At 70.0% G+C, this 16,522-nt stretch carries 16 protein-coding genes; 9 read left to right on the top strand and 7 right to left on the bottom strand.

All coding sequences use genetic code 11. The annotated features are described in order from the left end of the window. Window positions 1-23 precede the first annotated feature (23 nt). Entirely contained in the window at window positions 24-521 is a 498-nt protein-coding gene (locus DFR50_RS12850) for a hypothetical protein (protein WP_210208881.1), read from the top strand. On the opposite strand, the gene DFR50_RS12845 is transcribed toward DFR50_RS12850, so the two are convergent. The 5 genes from DFR50_RS12845 to DFR50_RS12825 form a co-directional block, all read right to left on the bottom strand. Continuing rightward, complete coding sequence (locus DFR50_RS12845; RefSeq protein ID WP_113889676.1) at window positions 518-1,747, bottom strand: molybdopterin molybdotransferase MoeA; 1,230 nt, start codon at window positions 1,745-1,747, stop codon at window positions 518-520. The genes DFR50_RS12850 and DFR50_RS12845 overlap by 4 nt on opposite strands. A gap of 23 nt (window positions 1,748-1,770) precedes the next feature. Beyond that, entirely contained in the window at window positions 1,771-2,319 is a 549-nt protein-coding gene (moaC, locus tag DFR50_RS12840; protein ID WP_113889675.1) for a cyclic pyranopterin monophosphate synthase MoaC, read from the bottom strand. A 291-nt stretch (window positions 2,320-2,610) separates the two neighbouring features. Further along, window positions 2,611-4,656 carry a YgiQ family radical SAM protein gene (locus DFR50_RS12835; RefSeq protein ID WP_113889674.1) on the bottom strand — a complete coding sequence of 682 codons (2,046 nt, stop codon included), beginning with the start codon at window positions 4,654-4,656 and terminating at the stop codon, window positions 2,611-2,613. Between the two features lie 102 nt (window positions 4,657-4,758). Beyond that, window positions 4,759-5,574, bottom strand: coding sequence for a transglutaminase-like domain-containing protein (locus DFR50_RS12830; RefSeq protein ID WP_113889673.1), 816 nt, complete (start codon window positions 5,572-5,574; stop codon window positions 4,759-4,761). A gap of 78 nt (window positions 5,575-5,652) precedes the next feature. After that, entirely contained in the window at window positions 5,653-6,567 is a 915-nt protein-coding gene (locus DFR50_RS12825) for a transglutaminase family protein (protein WP_113889672.1), read from the bottom strand. A 355-nt stretch (window positions 6,568-6,922) separates the two neighbouring features. Here DFR50_RS12825 and DFR50_RS12820 point away from each other — a divergent pair, with 355 nt between their 5' ends. Both DFR50_RS12820 and DFR50_RS12815 read left to right on the top strand, forming a co-directional pair. After that, on the top strand, window positions 6,923-8,017 hold the full coding sequence (locus DFR50_RS12820; RefSeq protein WP_113889671.1) for a glycosyltransferase family 4 protein: 1,095 nt from the start codon (window positions 6,923-6,925) through the stop codon (window positions 8,015-8,017). 228 nt (window positions 8,018-8,245) lie between these two features. After that, on the top strand, window positions 8,246-8,530 hold the full coding sequence (locus tag DFR50_RS12815; protein ID WP_210208880.1) for a DUF2442 domain-containing protein: 285 nt from the start codon (window positions 8,246-8,248) through the stop codon (window positions 8,528-8,530). Between the two features lie 830 nt (window positions 8,531-9,360). Here the strand turns inward: DFR50_RS12815 and rnd are convergent. Together rnd and DFR50_RS12805 are read right to left on the bottom strand one after the other, a co-directional pair. After that, a complete protein-coding gene (gene rnd, locus DFR50_RS12810; protein WP_113889670.1) occupies window positions 9,361-10,539 on the bottom strand; it encodes a ribonuclease D in 1,179 nt (392 codons plus the stop codon). Between the two features lie 9 nt (window positions 10,540-10,548). After that, window positions 10,549-11,268 carry an alpha/beta hydrolase gene (locus tag DFR50_RS12805; RefSeq protein WP_113889669.1) on the bottom strand — a complete coding sequence of 240 codons (720 nt, stop codon included), beginning with the start codon at window positions 11,266-11,268 and terminating at the stop codon, window positions 10,549-10,551. A 210-nt stretch (window positions 11,269-11,478) separates the two neighbouring features. Here DFR50_RS12805 and DFR50_RS12800 point away from each other — a divergent pair, with 210 nt between their 5' ends. The 6 genes from DFR50_RS12800 to DFR50_RS12775 all read left to right on the top strand — a co-directional run bounded on the left by DFR50_RS12800 (window position 11,479) and on the right by DFR50_RS12775 (window position 16,319). Beyond that, window positions 11,479-12,681 carry a cysteine desulfurase family protein gene (locus DFR50_RS12800; RefSeq protein ID WP_113889668.1) on the top strand — a complete coding sequence of 401 codons (1,203 nt, stop codon included), beginning with the start codon at window positions 11,479-11,481 and terminating at the stop codon, window positions 12,679-12,681. A 49-nt stretch (window positions 12,682-12,730) separates the two neighbouring features. Beyond that, window positions 12,731-13,126: a DNA-directed RNA polymerase subunit omega gene (gene rpoZ, locus DFR50_RS12795; RefSeq protein WP_113889667.1), complete on the top strand. Its 396-nt coding sequence runs from the start codon at window positions 12,731-12,733 to the stop codon at window positions 13,124-13,126. Window positions 13,127-13,365: 239 nt separating this feature from the next. Further along, the gene (locus DFR50_RS12790) at window positions 13,366-13,947 is read left to right on the top strand and encodes a cold-shock protein (RefSeq protein WP_113889666.1); all 582 of its coding nucleotides are present in this window, start codon (window positions 13,366-13,368) and stop codon (window positions 13,945-13,947) included. 29 nt (window positions 13,948-13,976) lie between these two features. Next, entirely contained in the window at window positions 13,977-14,438 is a 462-nt protein-coding gene (locus DFR50_RS12785; RefSeq protein ID WP_113889665.1) for a DUF192 domain-containing protein, read from the top strand. Window positions 14,439-14,547: 109 nt separating this feature from the next. Further along, the gene (locus DFR50_RS12780) at window positions 14,548-15,612 is read left to right on the top strand and encodes a Ppx/GppA phosphatase family protein (protein WP_245427698.1); all 1,065 of its coding nucleotides are present in this window, start codon (window positions 14,548-14,550) and stop codon (window positions 15,610-15,612) included. Beyond that, window positions 15,609-16,319, top strand: a complete 711-nt coding sequence (locus tag DFR50_RS12775) for an RlmE family RNA methyltransferase (RefSeq protein ID WP_113889663.1) — start codon at window positions 15,609-15,611, stop codon at window positions 16,317-16,319. The genes DFR50_RS12780 and DFR50_RS12775 overlap by 4 nt, the downstream gene beginning before the upstream one ends. Window positions 16,320-16,522 lie beyond the last annotated feature (203 nt).

The raw sequence follows: 16,522 nt of genomic DNA, 5'->3' as shown, positions 1-16,522 counted from the left end.
CGCGCCGCCCGGAGGTCGGAACGTTGCTCGAAAGTTCCGAAGGCTGGACCGCCGACTGGGTCTGGGGCGTGCCGCTCGTCGTGCTCACCGTGCTCGTGCACGCCTTCGGACTCGCCCTCATTCACCAATATGGCGTCGGCCGGCTGGCGACCCACCTGCAGATGCGCCGCTCGGCCCTGGTCTTCGCCGCCGTCGTGGGGACGACGGCGCTCCTCCTGACCGTCCTGCACGGCGCCGAGGCGGCCGCCTGGGGGACCGCCTATGTCGCGCTCGGCGCGTTGACCGATCCCCGGTCGGCGATGCTGTTCTCGCTCAACGCCATGACGACCTATGGCCACGACAATCTCGGACTCGCGGAGCATTGGCGACTGATGGGCGCCCTCGAGGCGCTCAACGGCGTGATTCTGTTCGGCCTGTCGACCGCCTACCTGTTCGCGGTCGTTCAGGGCCACTGGCCGTCGCGCGACAGCATCGCGCCACCGGCGCCTCCCGGCCCGCGCGCGCCGACGCGGCCGACCTAGACCCCGAGTTCGTCGAACGCGAGCACCCGGCAGGCGTCGCCCGCCTTCGCGGGCGCGGCGTCCGGCGGCCGGACGATCAGCCCGTCGGCATACGCCATCACCTTGACCAGCGACGAATCCTGCAACGCGAGCGGCGTCGCCATCAGCCGGCCGTCGGCGTCGCGGGAAAGCGCGCAGCGCTGGTAGTCCTGCCGCGGGCCGTTGGCCTTGAGGTCGACGGCGAGGCGGGCCGGCCGGGTCGGGTCGGCGCCCGGATCGGGCTCGCCGTGCAGCGCCCGCATGAGCGGCCTCAGGAACAGGACGGCGCAGACGGTGGACGAGGTCGGATTGCCCGGCAGGCCGAGCACGCGGAGGTCGCCGAGCCGCCCGTGCATCAGCGGCTTCCCCGGCCGCATGGCGATCTTCCAGAACCCGAGCTCCATGCCCGCCGCGGCGAGCGCCTTCTGGACGAGGTCGTGGTCGCCGACCGACGCGCCGCCGAGCGTGACGAGGACGTCCGGCTTGGCGGCGAGCGCGGCGCGGATGGCTTCGTCCAGCGCCGCCATCGAGTCGCGGGCGATGCCGAGGTCGATCGGGACGCCGCCGCACGCCTCGACGATCCCGGCGACGGTGAAATTGTTGGAGGCGACGATCTGCGACGGCCCGAGGGGCTCGCCGGGCGCGACCAATTCGTCGCCGGTGGCGAGGATGGCGACCCGCGCGCAGCGGCGCACGAAAAGCGCGGCGTGGTTCGCCGCCGCCGCGAGCGCGATGTCGCGCGGCCCGAGCCGCCGCCCGGCGCCGAGCAGCCGCTCGCCTTCGCGGAAGTCGAGCCCCTCGGTCCTCAGATTGTCGCCGATGCGCGCCGGCCGCCCGAGCGTGACGCGGTCGCCGTCGCGCCGGACCTCCTCCTGCACCACGATCGCGTCCGCGCCCGCCGGCGCAGGGGCGCCGGTGAAGATGCGCACCGCCTCGCCCGCCCCGACGCGGCCTGCGAAGGCGCGCCCCGCCGCGGCTTCGCCGACCACCCGCAACGTCGCCGCCGGCGCGGCGGCGTCGACGGCGCGCACGGCGTAGCCGTCCATCGCCGAATTGGCGAAGGGCGGCTGGGTGCGCAGCGCGACGAGGTCCCGCGCCAGCACCCGGCCGAACGCCTCCTCGAGCGGGACCCGCTCCTCGCCGAGCGGCGCCTCGGCCGAGGCCAGCACGCGCCGGAGCGCCTCCTCGACCGGGATCGGGCCGCTCATGGGTTTGCCTCCATCGTCTCTCGTCATGGTTCGCCGTCTCTGGTCCGCAAGGGAGGGGCCGCGCCCGACGACGCGTCCGCGCGCCATTCGCCGGACTTGCCGCCGCGCTTTTCCAGGAGCCGCACGCCTTCGACGCTCATGCCGCGATCGATCGCCTTGGCCATGTCGTAGATGGTGAGGCAGGCGACCGCGACCGCGGTCAGGGCCTCCATCTCGACCCCGGTCGGGCCGACGGCGCGCGCTTCCGCGCGTACGACGAGGCCGGGCAGGGCCGCGTCCGGCGCGACGTCGACCACGACCTTGGCGAGCGCGATCGGATGACAGAGCGGGATCAAGTCGGAGGTTCGCTTCGCGCCCATGATGCCGGCGATGCGCGCGGCGCCGATCACGTCGCCCTTTTTTGCGTCGCCGGCGAGGATGGTTTCGAGCGTCGCCCGCGCCATGCGCACCCGCCCTTCCGCGACCGCGACCCGGCTGGTCGCGCTCTTCTCCGAGACGTCGACCATGCGCGCTTCGCCCTCGGCGCCGATGTGGGTGAGCGCGGGAGGGTGGTCGGGATCTGCGCTGGCCATCGATCGGCTCCTTCGCGCCGAGCGACGCGCCCGGCCCTTCAAGCAAGATTCGCCCGGCTCCGCAATCGCGGCGCCCGAGCCTCGGCGCTCGCCCCCACCACCATCCCCCGGATCAAGTCCGGGGGTCGCATGGTCCCCCTCCCGCGCTTCGCAGGGGGGAAATCGGCGCCGTCGCCGCTTTCCTCCCCCGTGAAGCGAAGCGGAACGGGGGAGGGGGACCAGCCGAAGGCTGGTGGAGGGGGCCCGCCGCAAATCGCAGCGGATCGTCGCGCTGCGCGCGCGACGATGGCGTTACGACTCGCGCGCCGGCCGCGCCGGCTTGCGCACGCCCTGGGTGGCGAATGTGCGCGCCGCCGGTTTCGCCGCCTTCGCGCCCGGCCGCTCCGGGCCTTGCGCCGTCAGCGGCTGCCGGCCCGGCACGAGATGGCGCGCGCCCGGCCCGATCAGGTCGGTCCGGCCCATCGCCGTCAGCGCCTCGCGCAGGATCGGCCAGTTGTCCGGGTCGTGGTAGCGCAGGAAGGCCTTGTGCAGGCGCCGTTGCCGCAAGCCCTTCACCGCCTCGACCTTTTCAGAGGCGCCGCGCCGCACCGGTTTCAGCGGATTGAAGCCCGAGTGGTACATCGCCGTCGACAGCGCCATCGGCGAGGGCAGGTAGGTCTGCACCTGGTCGGCGCGGTAGCGGTTGCGCTTCAGCCACAGCGCCAGATTCATCATGTCTTCGTCGGTGGTGCCGGGGTGGGCGGCGATGAAATAGGGGATGAGGAAATATTCCTTGCCCGCGGCCTTCGCGGCGGCGTCGAACATCGCCTTGAACTGATCGTAGGCGCCGATCCCGGGTTTCATCATCTTCGCCAGCGGGCCCGCTTCGGTGTGCTCGGGCGCGATCTTGAGATAGCCGCCGACGTGATGCTCGACCAGTTCGCGCACGTATTCCGGGCTCTTCACCGCCAGATCGTAGCGCACGCCCGAGGCGACCATCACCTTCTTCACCCCCGGGATCGCCCGCGCCTTGCGATAGAGCGAAATCAGCGCGTCGTGGCTCGTGTTCAGATTCTTGCAGATGTCGGGATAGACGCACGACGGGCGCCGGCACAGCGCCTCCGTCTCCTCGTCCTTGCAGGCCATCCGGTACATGTTGGCGGTCGGGCCGCCGATGTCGGAAATGATCCCGGCGAAGCCCTCGGTCGTGTCGCGGATCGTCTCGATTTCCTTCAAAATCGAGGTTTCCGAACGGGACTGGATGACCCGCCCCTCGTGCTCGGTGATCGAGCAGAACGAGCAGCCGCCGAAGCAGCCGCGCATGATCGTCACCGAATGGCGGATCATCTCCCAGGCGGGGATTTTCGCCCCCTCGTAGGAAGGGTGGGGCGCGCGGGCGTAGGGCAGGTCGTAGACGCCGTCCATGTCCGCGGTCGCCAACGGCAGGGGCGGGGCGGTCAGCCAGAGGTCGCGGTCGCCATGGCGCTGGGTCAGCGGCCGGGCGTTGCCGGGATTGCTCTCGCGGTGCAGGACGCGCGAAGCGCGGGCGTAGGCTTCGGGGTCGGCCGCGACCTGTTCGCACGAGGGCAGGCGGATGACGATGTTCCCGTCCCGCCCGCGCGGGCCTTCGGAAGCGGCGTCGAGATCGTCGACAGGGGCCTCGCGCCAGTCCTCGGGCGTTTTCGCGCGGGCGAAGGCGAGGCCGCGCACGTCGGAAAAGTCCTGGGCCATCCCGCCCGCGGCGACGCGGCGGGCGACCTCGACCAGGGCGCGCTCGGCGTTGCCGTAGAGCAGTAGGTCGGCCTTGGCGTCGAACAGCGTCGAGCGCCGCACCTTGTCGGACCAGTAGTCGTAATGGGCGATGCGCCGCAGCGAGGCCTCGATGCCGCCGAGCACCACGCCGACGCCGGCGAACGCCTCGCGGCAGCGCTGGGCGTAGACGATGACGGCGCGATCCGGGCGTTTGCCGCCTTCGCCGCCGGGCGTGTAGGAATCGTTGTGCCGCAGCCGCCGGTCGGAGGTGTAGCGGTTGACCATCGAATCCATGTTGCCCGAAGTGACGCCGAAGAACAGTCTCGGCCGGCCGAGCGCGCGAAACGCCTCTGCGTCCCGCCAGTCCGGCTGGGCGATCACGCCGACGCGAAACCCCTGCGCCTCGAGCAGCCGCCCGACGATCGCCATGCCGAAGCTCGGATGATCGACATAGGCGTCGCCGGTGACCAGGATCACGTCGCAGGCGTCCCATCCGAGCGCATCCATCTCCCGGCGCGACATCGGCAGGAACGGGGCGCGCGCGATCGGCTGCGCGGCTGCGAACAGCGGCGGGGGAGGGTCGGCAAGCGTGATGAGACGGACCATGTCACCCGACTTTCGCGGGAAACCCGCCCAGCAATCCCGGACTTTGCGCGCCCGCGGGCCCGGTGACAAGCCTCGGGCCGTTCTCGGCGCGCCCCTGGCGCGCTATCGCCCCTCGGTTTTCTCGTCCGTCACGACGACGAAGCGCTTCAGATTGGCGACGCCGAAGGCGGTCGACATGGCGACGTCGGCCGCGTCCCGGCCGCGGCCCATCACGATGCGGCCGATGCGCGGATGATTGTGGCGCGCGTCCAGCGTCCACCAGCGTCCGTCGAGAAACACCTCGGCCCAACCGCTGAAGTCGCCGGGGTTGACGTCGGGCGGCACGCCGATGTCGCCGAGATAGCCGGTGCAGTAGCGGGCCGGCATGTTCATGCAGCGGCAGAGCGCGATGGCGAGATGGGCGAAGTCGCGGCACACGCCGACGCCTTCGTGCATGGAGTCGCTGGCGGCGCGGGTCGAGCGCGCCTGCTTGTAGTCGAACCGGATCTTTTCATGCGCGAAATCCGAGATCGCCCGCATGCACCGCGCGCCGCCGGCGTTCCTTCCAAACTGCGACCAGGCGAAATCGGCGAGCTTGTCGCTGTCGCAATAGCGGCTCGAGAGCAGGAACAAGAGGGCGTCGTCGGGAAGGTCGGCGATCGGGGTGGTCCCCACGTCGGGCGGCGTCGCGTCGGGCAGGCCGCTGTCGTGAATGACGAAGCGGTTGGAGAAGGTGACCAGCCCGGCGGGAACCTCGACCCGCGTGACCCGGTTGCCGAACTGGTCGAGGTACTCGCGCATCGGCAGCCGCGGCTCGGAGACGATCCGGTCGGGCGTGAGGAGGTCGGCGTCCCGCGTCGGATGGACACGGAGCTGAAGCAGCATCGGCGTCGGGGCCGGACATTCAAAGGCGATGTCGAAGCCCGCTTCGATCAGCATGGGTCGCTCCTCTTGGCGTTACAGTGAAGGGCCGGGCGGGATCGCCGCAGCCCGCGTCGGATGGGTCGAGGCGCCGGATCAAGGGCGCTCGCGATTCGCAGGCTCCGGATCCGGCAGACGCCGGACGACGACGGTGACGACCATGCCTTCCTCGTCCTCGGCCTTGCCCCAGTAGGACCCGTGCAGCGGAATGGCCTGACGGGCGTCGCGCGCGACCGCGACCCGGATGAGGTCGCGATTGCCGACGATGCCGTTGGTCGGGTCGAATTCGACCCAGCCCGACCCCGGCAGGTAGACCTGACACCACGCGTGGGTCGAGCCGCCGCCGCGTCGGGGATGGTCGTCGTCGGCGCCCCCTCCCGGCACGTAGAGATAGCCGGAGACGAACCGGGCGGCGAAACCGAGCGTACGGGCGGCCTCCATCATCAGCGTCGCGTAGTCGCGGCAGGAGCCGCGCCGCGTCAACAACGTCTGAAGGGGGCTCTGTGTTCCCTTCGCCGTGCGCCGTTCGTAGGCGACGCCCTCCTTGATCGCATCGGTCAGGGTCATCAGCAGCCCGGCGGTCTCGGTCGGGCGCCCCTGATTGACGAACCGCCGGACCCAGCGCTCGAGCTCGCCGGACGGGTCGGGATAGTGTCGCTCGATCGCCCGCGCGAGATCCGGCATTTCCTCCGCGTCATAGGAAAAGGGATACGTGCGGGCGCGCTCCTCGAGCAGGAAGTCGGGCTCGTCGGACGCGATGTGTTCGAGGGTGATGACGTTCTCGACCTCGAGGCGCCGCGTTTCCCCGGAAAAGTCGGCGATCGCGACGCAATTGTCGAACACGTCGTGAATCCAGCGCAGCCGGCGCGGGCGCGGTTCGATCTCCAGACTGGCCTCGAGAAGCCGCTGATCGTTGCTGTCGCGCGGACGCAGCATCATCCGGTGTTCGCCGAGCCGGACCGGGGCGGCGTAGGAATAGGTCGTCAGATGTCTCACGGTCAGGATGGTCATGCGGTCTCGAACGAGGTCTCGAAGTCCACCATAGGCCACATTCGCCGGACTGAGGGTATCATTCTGCGGTTGTTGTTGGAACGAATGTCGGTTTATCGGGCCGATCGACGCCATAAGCACCGAACGTTTCGGCATAAGCGATTTCGCATACTATCGCATGGTCGTCGTCCCGCGCCGTTCGATTGCTCGAAAACCTGTGGGGTCGCCGCTCGTTTTTGAATCCGTCGCGCGGATCGATTCGCGATCGGCGCGACCGTCGGCGCCCCGCGTCCGGCCCGGCGATTGACGCTTTCCGGCTCCGCGTGTAGCGCCCCCCGCGGTCGAGCGTCCCCTGGGCCCTCGACGCGGAGGCACCGTGACCCGACATCCGACTCTCGCCTACGTCTTCCTGCGCAATTCGACGTTCGGCCCGAACGGGGCCGCGGCGGTGGAATTGTGCGTGCGCGACCTGATCCGCCACAGCCGCTTCGCCGCCTCGACGCTGGTCGTCTGCCCGAAGGTGGACGAGCCGTTCGAAGGCGTCGCGATCGAGACGGTTCCCGACGCGGGTTTCGGCGGCAATCTCGGCAAGGCGTGGGCGGTCGGACGGCTCTTGAAGCGCCGGGGCGTCGAGGTCGCGGTGGTGGAAAACCACCTGCCGGCGGCGGCGGTGGTCGCGGCGGCCTCGGGGCTCCCGGTGATCCTGCACAGCCACGCCTACGAGAAGGCGGCGCACGGCGCCCTCAAGCGCGCCGAGCGCGCCTTCGAACTCAACCGCCTCGCGGGTCTCGCCTTCTGCAGCGAGGACTGCCTCGCCCGCTTTCGCATCAATTTCCCCGGCGCGACCGCGCCGATGCGCGCCATCCCGAACGGGCTCGACATGCGCGAATGGTCGAGCGCCGGCGTGAAGGACAAGCTGATTCTCTCGGTCGGCCGCGGGATCGACGACAAGGGCCATCGTGAGGCGATGGCGGCGGTCGCCCGGACGCTGCGGACACGGCCCGACTGGAGCGCCCGGTTCATCCTGTCGGCGGTCGACCGCGAGCCGGAGACGGTGCGTGCGCTGCGCGCCGCCGCGGCGCCGTTCGGCGAACGGGTGCGGATCGACGCCAATCTGCCTTACGCCGAGGTCAAGCGCGCCTGGGCGCGCGCCTCGGTCGGCATGGCGCTGACGAAAAGCCCGGAGCCGTTCGGCCGCACCGCGCTCGAGGCGCTGGCGAGCGGCGCGGCGCTCGTCGCCTCGGGCCTCGGCGGCCTCGCCGAAGTCTGCGGCCGCGACGCGCTGACGGTCGACCCGGTCGACCCGGAGGCGGTCGCGGCGGCGCTCGCCGCGCTCGTCGATGCGCCGGACGTGCGCGAAACCCTCGCCCGCGCCGGCCGCGCCCGGGTCGAGGCGCTGTACGACATGGGCGTGGTGGCGGGGCGGATGGACGATTTTCTCGAGGAGGCTTTGCGCCGCCGCGCCGGATGAGGCCGGCGCCCGGGCGGGCCTTCACAGCGTCAGCGAACAGCCTGCAGTCGAAGAGAAGGTTTTCAGCCAAAAATCCAAATCCGACAAGGGAGATGTCCTCTACTCAAAACTGCGCCCTTACTTGCGCAAAGCCGTGATTGCGCCGATTATCGTTTCGAAAACAAAGAAAAGTACTTCAGCCATTGAATCGCTGCGGGATCGCAGCCACTCGAAAGGATACCGGAACCGATGACGACTGACTATCCGATGGTAGACATCGTGAAGGTGAAGCCGATGGAGGCGTTTCGGCTCTGGGTGCGGTTCAGCGACGGCTGCGAAGGCGTCGCTGACCTGAGAGAACTTTTGGCGCGGACCGGGCCGATGGTCACGCCGCTCCGAGACCCGGCGTATTTCAACCGCGTTTTCGTCGAGGGCGGCGTTCCGACGTGGCCGAACGGCTACGACTATGCCCCTTCGGCGCTCTATGTCGAGATGCGCGAGGCCGGAGCGCTCCACCTCGCCGCCGCGCAATGAGCAGTGTCGACACGTTCATCTTTGTTCCCCGCCGGGCGGGACGGCGGGCGGGGTGAGCTGCGGCAAATTCTTTACGTTTTCCAGAAACTATGGTAGCATAACGTTACAAGATCAGAAATAATGTCGAGCATGGCGTTCGGCCGGTGCTCTCGAGCTATGCCGCGGGTGTGTCGCATCGGCGACGCGCAGGCGCATTATTCTCTCGCCGAGGCGCTTCGCGGAGCGTGCGCAAGGGAGGTCGTATCCCTCTGAAACTGCTAACCGCGATGACATCGCGCGTGCCTTCGCGCCAGGCGCCCCGATCTGGCGCGCGAGTGCGCCACCTGTCGGACGTATCTCCCAAGGCGGGGCTCGCTTCAAAGCCGTCATCGCGAGGAGCGAAGCGACGTGGCGATCCAGGAGTCCGGGACGCCGATGCCTGCCGCCAGGGGAGTCCAGCGCTTCGGCAGCCGGCAGCGCGGACGGCTCCTGGATCGCCGCGTCGCCCTTCGGGCTCCTCGCGATGACGAAGTGTTAGGATCCCACCCTTGGGAGTTACTTTCGGACGTAACTGCCAACCCCGTCATTGCGAGGAGCGAAGCGACGAAGCAACCCATGCCGCCGCTTGCCTCCTGCGGAAAAAATCGCTCCGTCTTCTGCTCGCAACGAAGGGCGGCGGGACGATCAGAGGGCGCAACAGCAGCCCAGCGGCCCTGGATCGCTTCGCTTCGCTCGCGATGACGGCGCTGTTCGCTGCCGGCTTGGGAGTTACTTTCGGACAGCTTTCGGCGCCTATCCCGCTGAGATCGTTTCGGGGGCGCCGGGATTCAACGAGCCGGGTCGGTCGCCGTTCACCCCTCCGCCGGCGGGCCCTCGGCGTCGCGCCACTCGAGCGTGACCACCTTGCCGTTCTCGACCGTCAGCGCCAGCCGGCCGTGCTTGAGCTCGAGCGCCCGCTGGCCGAACAGTTTTCGTCGCCAGCCGGACAGGGCGGCGACGTCCGCCTTGTCGTTGGCGGCGATCGCCTCGAGGTCGTCGACGGTGGCGATCAGTTTGCCCGCCACCCCGCTTTCCTCGCTCACCTGGCGCAGGAGAACCTTGAGAAGCTCCACCGTCGCGCCGCCGCCGCCGCCGTTGCGCCGCTCCCGCTCGACCTTGGGCAGGGTCTTGGGGTCGCGGGCGACGCCGCGCTCGATCGCTTCCAGGATTTCGCCGGCGGCGCGCGAGCGCTCCATGCCGCGCGGGAAGGCGCGCAGGTTGGCGAGCGCCTCGAGGCTGCGCGGCGCGGCGAGCGACAGCTCGATCAGCACGTCGTCCTTCAGCACCCGCGACCGCGGCACGTCGCGCGCCTGCGCCTCGCTTTCGCGCCAGGCGGCGAGCTCCATCAGGCAGGCGAGGTCGCGGGGTTTGCGCGCGCGGGTCTTGTAGCGTTCCCACGCGCGTTCGGGATGCTGCTCGTAGACTTCGGGCGAGGTCAGCGCCTTCATCTCGTCGTCGAGCCAGGACTGGCGTCCGGTCGCGGCGAGGCGCTTGGTGAGCGCCCGGTAGACGTCGCGCAGGTGCGTGACGTCGCCGATCGCGTAGGCGATCTGCGCCTCGGCGAGCGGCCGGCGCGCCCAGTCGGTGAAGCGCGACGACTTGTCGACCGGCACGCGGCACACCGACTGCACGAGCTCGCTGTACGACACCTGGTCGCCGTAGCCGCACACCATCGCCGCCACCTGGGTGTCGAACAACGGCGTCGGCAGGACGCCGCTGAGCTTCCAGAAGATCTCCAGGTCCTGGCGGGCGGCGTGGAACACCTTCACCACGCGCTCGTCCGCCATCAGGCCGAGCAGAGGCTGAAGGTCGAGCCCCTCGGCGAGGGCGTCGATGGCGAGCGCCTCATCGTCGGTGGCGAGCTGGATCACGCACAGGACCGGCCAGAAGGTGGTCTCGCGCAGGAATTCGGTGTCGACGGTTACGAACGGGTGGCGGGCCATCCGGAGGCACGCGGCTTCGAGCTCTTCCGTCGTCGTGATGAGCGACACGCTTTTCGCCTATTCGGTTTCGGTGGCGTCGTCCTTCGGCGGGACGGGCTTGGCGCGTTCCTTGCGGATGGGCGAGGGCGCGTGGCGCGGCATGCCGAGCCGCTTGTCGAGATAGGCCCCGACGACCGACTGGAGGTCGTCGATGCAGTCCTCGAAGAAATGGTTCGCCTCCGGGATCACCGCATGCTCGATGACGATGCCCTTCTGCGTCTTCAGCTTCTCGATCAGCGCCAGCACCTCCCGGAGCGGCGCGACGCGGTCCTTGTCGCCGTGAACGAACAGGCCCGACGACGGGCAGGGGGCGAGAAAGCTGAAATCGAAGCGGTTGGCCGGCGGGGCGATCGAGATGAATCCCTCGATCTCCGGCCGGCGCATCAGAAGCTGCATGCCGATCCAGGAGCCGAACGAGACCCCGGCGATCCAGCACGCCCGCGCCTCCGGGCTGATCGACTGCGCCCAGTCGAGGGCCGAGGCGGCGTCGCTGAGCTCGCCCTGGCCGTGGTCGAACGCCCCCTGCGACCGTCCGACGCCGCGGAAGTTGAAGCGCAGCACCGAAAAGCCGCGGTCGGCGAAGTTGTAATAGGTATTGTAGACGATCTGGTTGTTCATCGTTCCGCCGAACTGCGGATGCGGGTGGAGAACGACAGCGATCGGCGCGCCCCTCTGCTTGGCGGGATGAAAACGGCCTTCCAGACGACCGGCTGGACCGTTGAAAAAGACTTCGGGCATGAATACTCCAGATACACCCGGTCGGCTTCCGCTTCCGTCCGTGGAGACACGGCTTGCGGCCCCGGTCCGGCGCGCCTATGTCTCGGGTCGATCGGGGGAGGCTCGCCTCGGCGGCAGCCTCATAGCACGCAGGGCGCCCGAGATTGCAAGGAAAAACCGCGTCCGAGCGGCGCCAGGCGGAGTGTTTCGCGCAAGTGGAAGAGAGACCGGATGGTCGCTGAAAGGCCGATCAGGACCTATCTCGACTACAACGCGACCGCGCCGTTGCGCCGGGAGGCGCGCGCCGCGGTCGTTGCGGCGCTCGATACCGCCGGAAACCCGTCGTCCGTCCACGCCGAAGGACGAGCCGCGCGTCAACTCGTCGAGACCGCGCGCGCCGACGTCGGCCGTCTCGCGGGCGTTCCGGCGCGCTGCGTCACCTTCGTCTCGGGGGCGACCGAGGCCGCCAACGCCGCGCTCAACCCGCGCCTCGGTCTCGGGCCGGCGGAGCCGCCGCTCGAGCGGCTGATCGTCTCGGCGGGCGAGCATCCGTGCGTCCTGCACGGCCACCGGTTTCCGCCGTCGGCGGTCGAGACGGCGCCGCTCCTCGGCGACGGCCGGATCGACCTCGACTGGCTCGCCGACGCCTGCCGCCGCCCCGGCCGGGCGCTGCTGGCGCTGCAGGGCGCGAACAACGAGACCGGCGTCGTCCAGCCGGTCGCGGCGGCGGCGGCGATCGTCCACGCCGCCGGCGGATTTGTCTTTTGCGACGCGGTGCAGCTCGCCGGGCGGGTCGCCTTCAGCCTCGCTGGGCTCGGCGCCGACGCCCTCGCGCTGTCGGCCCACAAGCTCGGCGGACCGAAAGGGGCGGGGGCCCTGATCTCGGCGAGCGCGGGGACGAGCCTCGGCCATCCCCTCCTGCGCGGCGGCGGGCAGGAGCGCGGCGTCCGCGCCGGCACGGAAAACGTCGCTTCGATCGCGGGGTTCGGCGCCGCCGCCGAAATCGCCGCAATCGAGGCTGCGGACGAGACGCCCCGTCTGGCGGCGCTGCGCCAGCGCCTCGCCGACGCGGTCCGGGAGGCCGCTCCGGACGCCGTCGAGTTCGGGCGCGACGCGCCGAGGCTGGCCAACACGCTGTGCTTCGCCGTTCCCGGAATCGAGGCGTCGACGCTGATGATCGCCCTCGACCTCGCGGGCGTCGCGGTCAGCTCGGGGGCCGCGTGCTCGTCGGGCAAGGTGGCGCCGTCGCATGTGCTCGCCGCGATGGGGGTCGCCCCCGACCTCGCCCGGGGCGCGATCCGGCTCAGCGTCGGATGGGGCTCCACGGAACGCGACGTCGAGCGGTTCTCCGCGGCCTTTTGCGCCGCCGCGCGCCGGATCCGGGCCGGGCGGTCACGAGTCGCGGACCTTGCTTCCGAGGCGGGCAGGGTGTAGACGCGCGCTTCGATTCCCCCTGTCTTTCCTGTTTCCTGAAGGAGTCTGCATGGCTCGCGTCACCGTCGAGGACTGCATCGAGAAGATCGAGAATCGCTTCGATCTCGTCCTCATGGCCAGTCATCGCGCCCGCGCCATCTCGTCTGGCGCGCCGATCAACGTCGCTCGCGACAACGACAAGAACCCGGTGGTCGCGCTGCGCGAGATCGGAGACGGCAAGCTCTCGCCGGGCGATCTTCGCGAAGACCTCATTCACGCGCTGCAGAAGCACGTCGAGGTGGACGAGCCCGAGGCCGAGGCCGCTCCGCTGATGGTCAACCCGAACGCCCAGTCGCAGATCGAACTCGGCGCCGAGCCGCAGTTCGACCGGATGACCGAGGAGGACCTCCTGCGCGGGCTCGAGGGGCTCGCCCCCCCGCCGGAGCCCGAAGAAGAGACGGAGTAGCCCGGGGGGGGGTGCGCCGATCCTGCCGCTCCGCGAGGATGCGGCGCGGTCTTGCCTGTCCACAGGCCCGCTGAACTTTTGTGTCCCGGCTCTATTCAACCCATCTCGATTTGCTATCGTCTGACGAAGAGATTCGGGTCTGGCGGCTGAGCCTCTCGGTCGCCCGAGGCTCGCTTTCCCGATGCGCAGTCGGTACGATTGGGCGGCCCGGAGCGGCCGGCGTTGTGTAGGGGGCCGAATTGGGCGAGGACGTCAGCAAGCCGCAGAGCGCGGTGTCGGACTTTCATCAGGGCGGCGACGAGCCGGCTTCGGTCGTCGAGGTCGCGGGCCGCGTCAAGTGGTTCGACGCCGCCAAGGGCTACGGCTTCATCATCCCGGACGACGGCGCGGCCGACGTTCTCATCCACGTCACGGTGCTGCGCCGCGACGGCTTCTCCAGTTTGCGCGAAGGATCGCGGGTGGTCGCCGAGGCGCAGCGCCGGGAGCGCGGCCTTCAGGTTCTGAAGGTGATTTCCGTCGCCGAGCCCGAACTCGGCTATGCGCCGCCGGCGCCCGCCCGGACCCGCTCGCAGGCAGCCTCCGTCGGCGGATTCGAGATTGTCATCGTCAAGTGGTTCAACCGGACCCGAGGCTTCGGCTTCCTCACCCGCGGCGAGGGCACCGAGGACATCTTCGTCCACATGGAGACGCTGCGGCGACACGGCTTCGTCGACCCCAAGCCCGGCGACAGCATGCTGGCGCGGTTCGGTCCCGGGCCGAAGGGGCTGATGGCGGCGGAGGTGCGGCCGCTCGACGGATCGCGCATCCTGGCGCCGAATTGAGCGGCTGTTCCGCTGGGGGAGCGAAAGCGATGGCAGGCGTCGGGGCTCGCAACTGGATCGCCTACGCGCTGCTGGCGCTGATCGTCGCCGTCACCGGGGCCGCGCGGGCGGAGGGGCTGGAGCCGCTTCAGGTGGTGACCGCGACGGGCGCGCACGACTTCATGGTCGAGATCGCCGCCGACGAGGCGAGCCGGGAGCGCGGCCTGATGAACCGCCGCTACCTGCCCGCCGACCACGGCATGCTGTTCGAATTCCAGGAGACAGCGCCGGTCGCGTTCTGGATGAAGAACACCTACATCCCGCTGGACATGATCTTCGTCTCGCCGGCCGGCGTGGTCACGAACGTGGCGACGCGCGCCGAGCCGTTGTCCGAGCGCGTCATTCCGTCGGGTCCGCCATGCGCGGCGGTGCTCGAGGTCAACGGCGGCGTCGCCGCTGCGATCGGGGTGAAAGTCGGCGACCGTATCCGGCATCCGTTCTTCAAGCCGTGAGCGGCCGGGGGCGGGCCGATTTGCATTGCTCGTCAGGATTGTTACAGTCGTCGGCGAACAGAAGCCCTGCGGATGCGCTTTCGCCATCCCGGCTTTCCGAGGTTTGATCTTGACTGACGCATTCTCGTCGAGTCCCGTGCTCGGGGCCGACGCAAAGGCCGCCGGGACCCGGAGTCCGCCGGCGGGGCACGCGGGCACCTATGCAGCCCTCGATCTCGGCACCAACAACTGCCGCCTGCTGGTCGCCCGACCGACGGCCGACGGGTTCCGGGTGGTGGACGCGTTCTCGCGGATCGTGCGGCTCGGCGAGGGTCTGTCGCGGACCGGGCGGCTGAGCGACGCGGCGATCGAACGGACGCTCGCGGCGCTGCGCGTCTGCCGCGACAAGATGGCCGCGCGCGGCGTGACCCGCGCCCGCAGCATCGCCACCGAAGCCTGCCGCTCGGCGGAGAACGGGCCGGCTTTCGTCGACAAGGTGCGCGACGAACTCGGCGTGGCGCTCGAGATCGTCGACCGCGAGACCGAGGCGCACCTGGCGGCCGCGGGCGTCGGCGATCTCGCCGACCGCGAGGCGAAGTCGATCGTGATGTTCGACATCGGCGGCGGGTCGTCGGAAATCATCTGGCTCGGCGGCGGCGATCCCGGATCCCCCCGGCGCCGCGTCCTCGCCTGGGAATCGATGCGGCTCGGCGTGGTGTCGCTCGCCGAGACGTTCGGCGGCGTCGACGTGACCGACCGCATCTTCGCCGACATGACGGCTTATGTCGCGGAGGCGCTGAAGCCGTTCGTCGACCGGGTGGCGGACGAGACGCGCTGCGACCGCTTTCACCTGCTGGGCACCTCCGGCACCGTGACGACGATCGCCGGCGTCCACCTCAACCTGCCGCGCTACGACCGGCGGGCGGTGGACGGCCTGTGGCTCGAACGCGACGAGGTCGACGCGGCGATCGAACGCGTCCGCTCGATGAGTTACGCCGAGCGCGCCGCCAACGCCTGCATCGGCCACGAGCGGGCGGACCTCGTGCTCGCCGGCTGCGCCATCCTGCAGGCGATCCGGGCGGAGTTTCCGGCCGAGCGGCTGAGAATCGCCGACCGAGGCCTCCGGGAAGGGATCCTGAGCCAGCTCATGCGCGACGACCGCGTCGGTCCCCACCGGCGCAGGCCGTTCCGATGACCCGCGGCAGTTCCGGTCACGAGGGCGGACGGGCGCTCAAGACCCGCGTCAAGACGGCGCGCAAGCGCTCGCTCGCCTCGACCCTCTGGCTCGAGCGCCAGCTCAACGACCCATACGTGGCGCAGGCGCGGCGGGAGGGCTACCGCTCCCGCGCCGCCTACAAGCTGCTCGAGATCGACGACAAGTACAGGATGCTGAAGCCGGGCCACCGCATCGTCGATCTCGGCGCCGCCCCCGGCGGCTGGAGCCAGGTCGCCGCGGCGCGGGTCGCCTCCCGCGCGGGGCGCGGCCGGGTCGTCGCCATCGATCTTCTGCAGATGGACGCGATCGAGGGCGTCGAGTTTCAGACCATGGATTTCCACGACCCGGAGGCCCCGGAGCGCCTGCGCGCCTGGCTCGGCGGCCTCGCCGACGGCGTGCTCTCGGACATGGCCGCCAACGCCACCGGCCACCGCAAGACCGACCAGTTGCGCATCATCGGCCTCGTCGAACTCGCCGCCGACTTCGCCTGCGAGGTCCTGGCGCCCGGCGGCTACTTCCTCGCCAAAGTGCTGCAGGGCGGCGTCGACGGCGATCTGCTCGCTCGCCTCAAACGCGAGTTCGCCCTCGTCCGCCACGTCAAGCCGAAGGCGAGCCGCGCCGACAGCGCGGAGTTCTACGTGCTCGCCACCGGCTTTCGCGGACCGAGGACGGCGACCGAAGCCTGACCGCACGGCCGCGCGCCGCATTCGAGTCGGTTTGAGCGTTTCCAAAGGTTTGCGGCGACTTTTGCGGGCGATCGTAACTCCCAACCCCGTCATTGCGAGGAGCAAAGCGACGAAGACTGTATGTCCTTGCGGAGGCGGGGCGGCCCGTCCTCGATGCGCCTTGCGAGGGTTGCTCGGATAGGCCGGGTAGAGCCTCACGCGAG

Origin of the sequence: Roseiarcus fermentans (assembly GCF_003315135.1) — a bacterium.
GTDB lineage: Bacteria > Pseudomonadota > Alphaproteobacteria > Rhizobiales > Beijerinckiaceae > Roseiarcus > Roseiarcus fermentans.
Note: the sequence above shows the minus strand (reverse complement) of the source record. Positions and strands in the feature narration are given on the sequence as shown.

Coding starts and splice junctions, on each gene's coding strand:
- DFR50_RS12785 (WP_113889665.1), top strand. CDS start 13,977: ATGGCAGGCGTCGGGGCTCGCAACTGGATCGCCTACGCGCTGCTGGCG.
- DFR50_RS12835 (WP_113889674.1), bottom strand. CDS start 4,656: ATGGTCCGTCTCATCACGCTTGCCGACCCTCCCCCGCCGCTGTTCGCA.
- DFR50_RS12830 (WP_113889673.1), bottom strand. CDS start 5,574: ATGCTGATCGAAGCGGGCTTCGACATCGCCTTTGAATGTCCGGCCCCG.
- DFR50_RS12775 (WP_113889663.1), top strand. CDS start 15,609: ATGACCCGCGGCAGTTCCGGTCACGAGGGCGGACGGGCGCTCAAGACC.
- DFR50_RS12805 (WP_113889669.1), bottom strand. CDS start 11,268: ATGCCCGAAGTCTTTTTCAACGGTCCAGCCGGTCGTCTGGAAGGCCGT.
- DFR50_RS12825 (WP_113889672.1), bottom strand. CDS start 6,567: ATGACCATCCTGACCGTGAGACATCTGACGACCTATTCCTACGCCGCC.
- rpoZ (WP_113889667.1), top strand. CDS start 12,731: ATGGCTCGCGTCACCGTCGAGGACTGCATCGAGAAGATCGAGAATCGC.
- DFR50_RS12815 (WP_210208880.1), top strand. CDS start 8,246: ATGACGACTGACTATCCGATGGTAGACATCGTGAAGGTGAAGCCGATG.
- DFR50_RS12845 (WP_113889676.1), bottom strand. CDS start 1,747: ATGAGCGGCCCGATCCCGGTCGAGGAGGCGCTCCGGCGCGTGCTGGCC.
- DFR50_RS12800 (WP_113889668.1), top strand. CDS start 11,479: ATGGTCGCTGAAAGGCCGATCAGGACCTATCTCGACTACAACGCGACC.
- moaC (WP_113889675.1), bottom strand. CDS start 2,319: ATGGCCAGCGCAGATCCCGACCACCCTCCCGCGCTCACCCACATCGGC.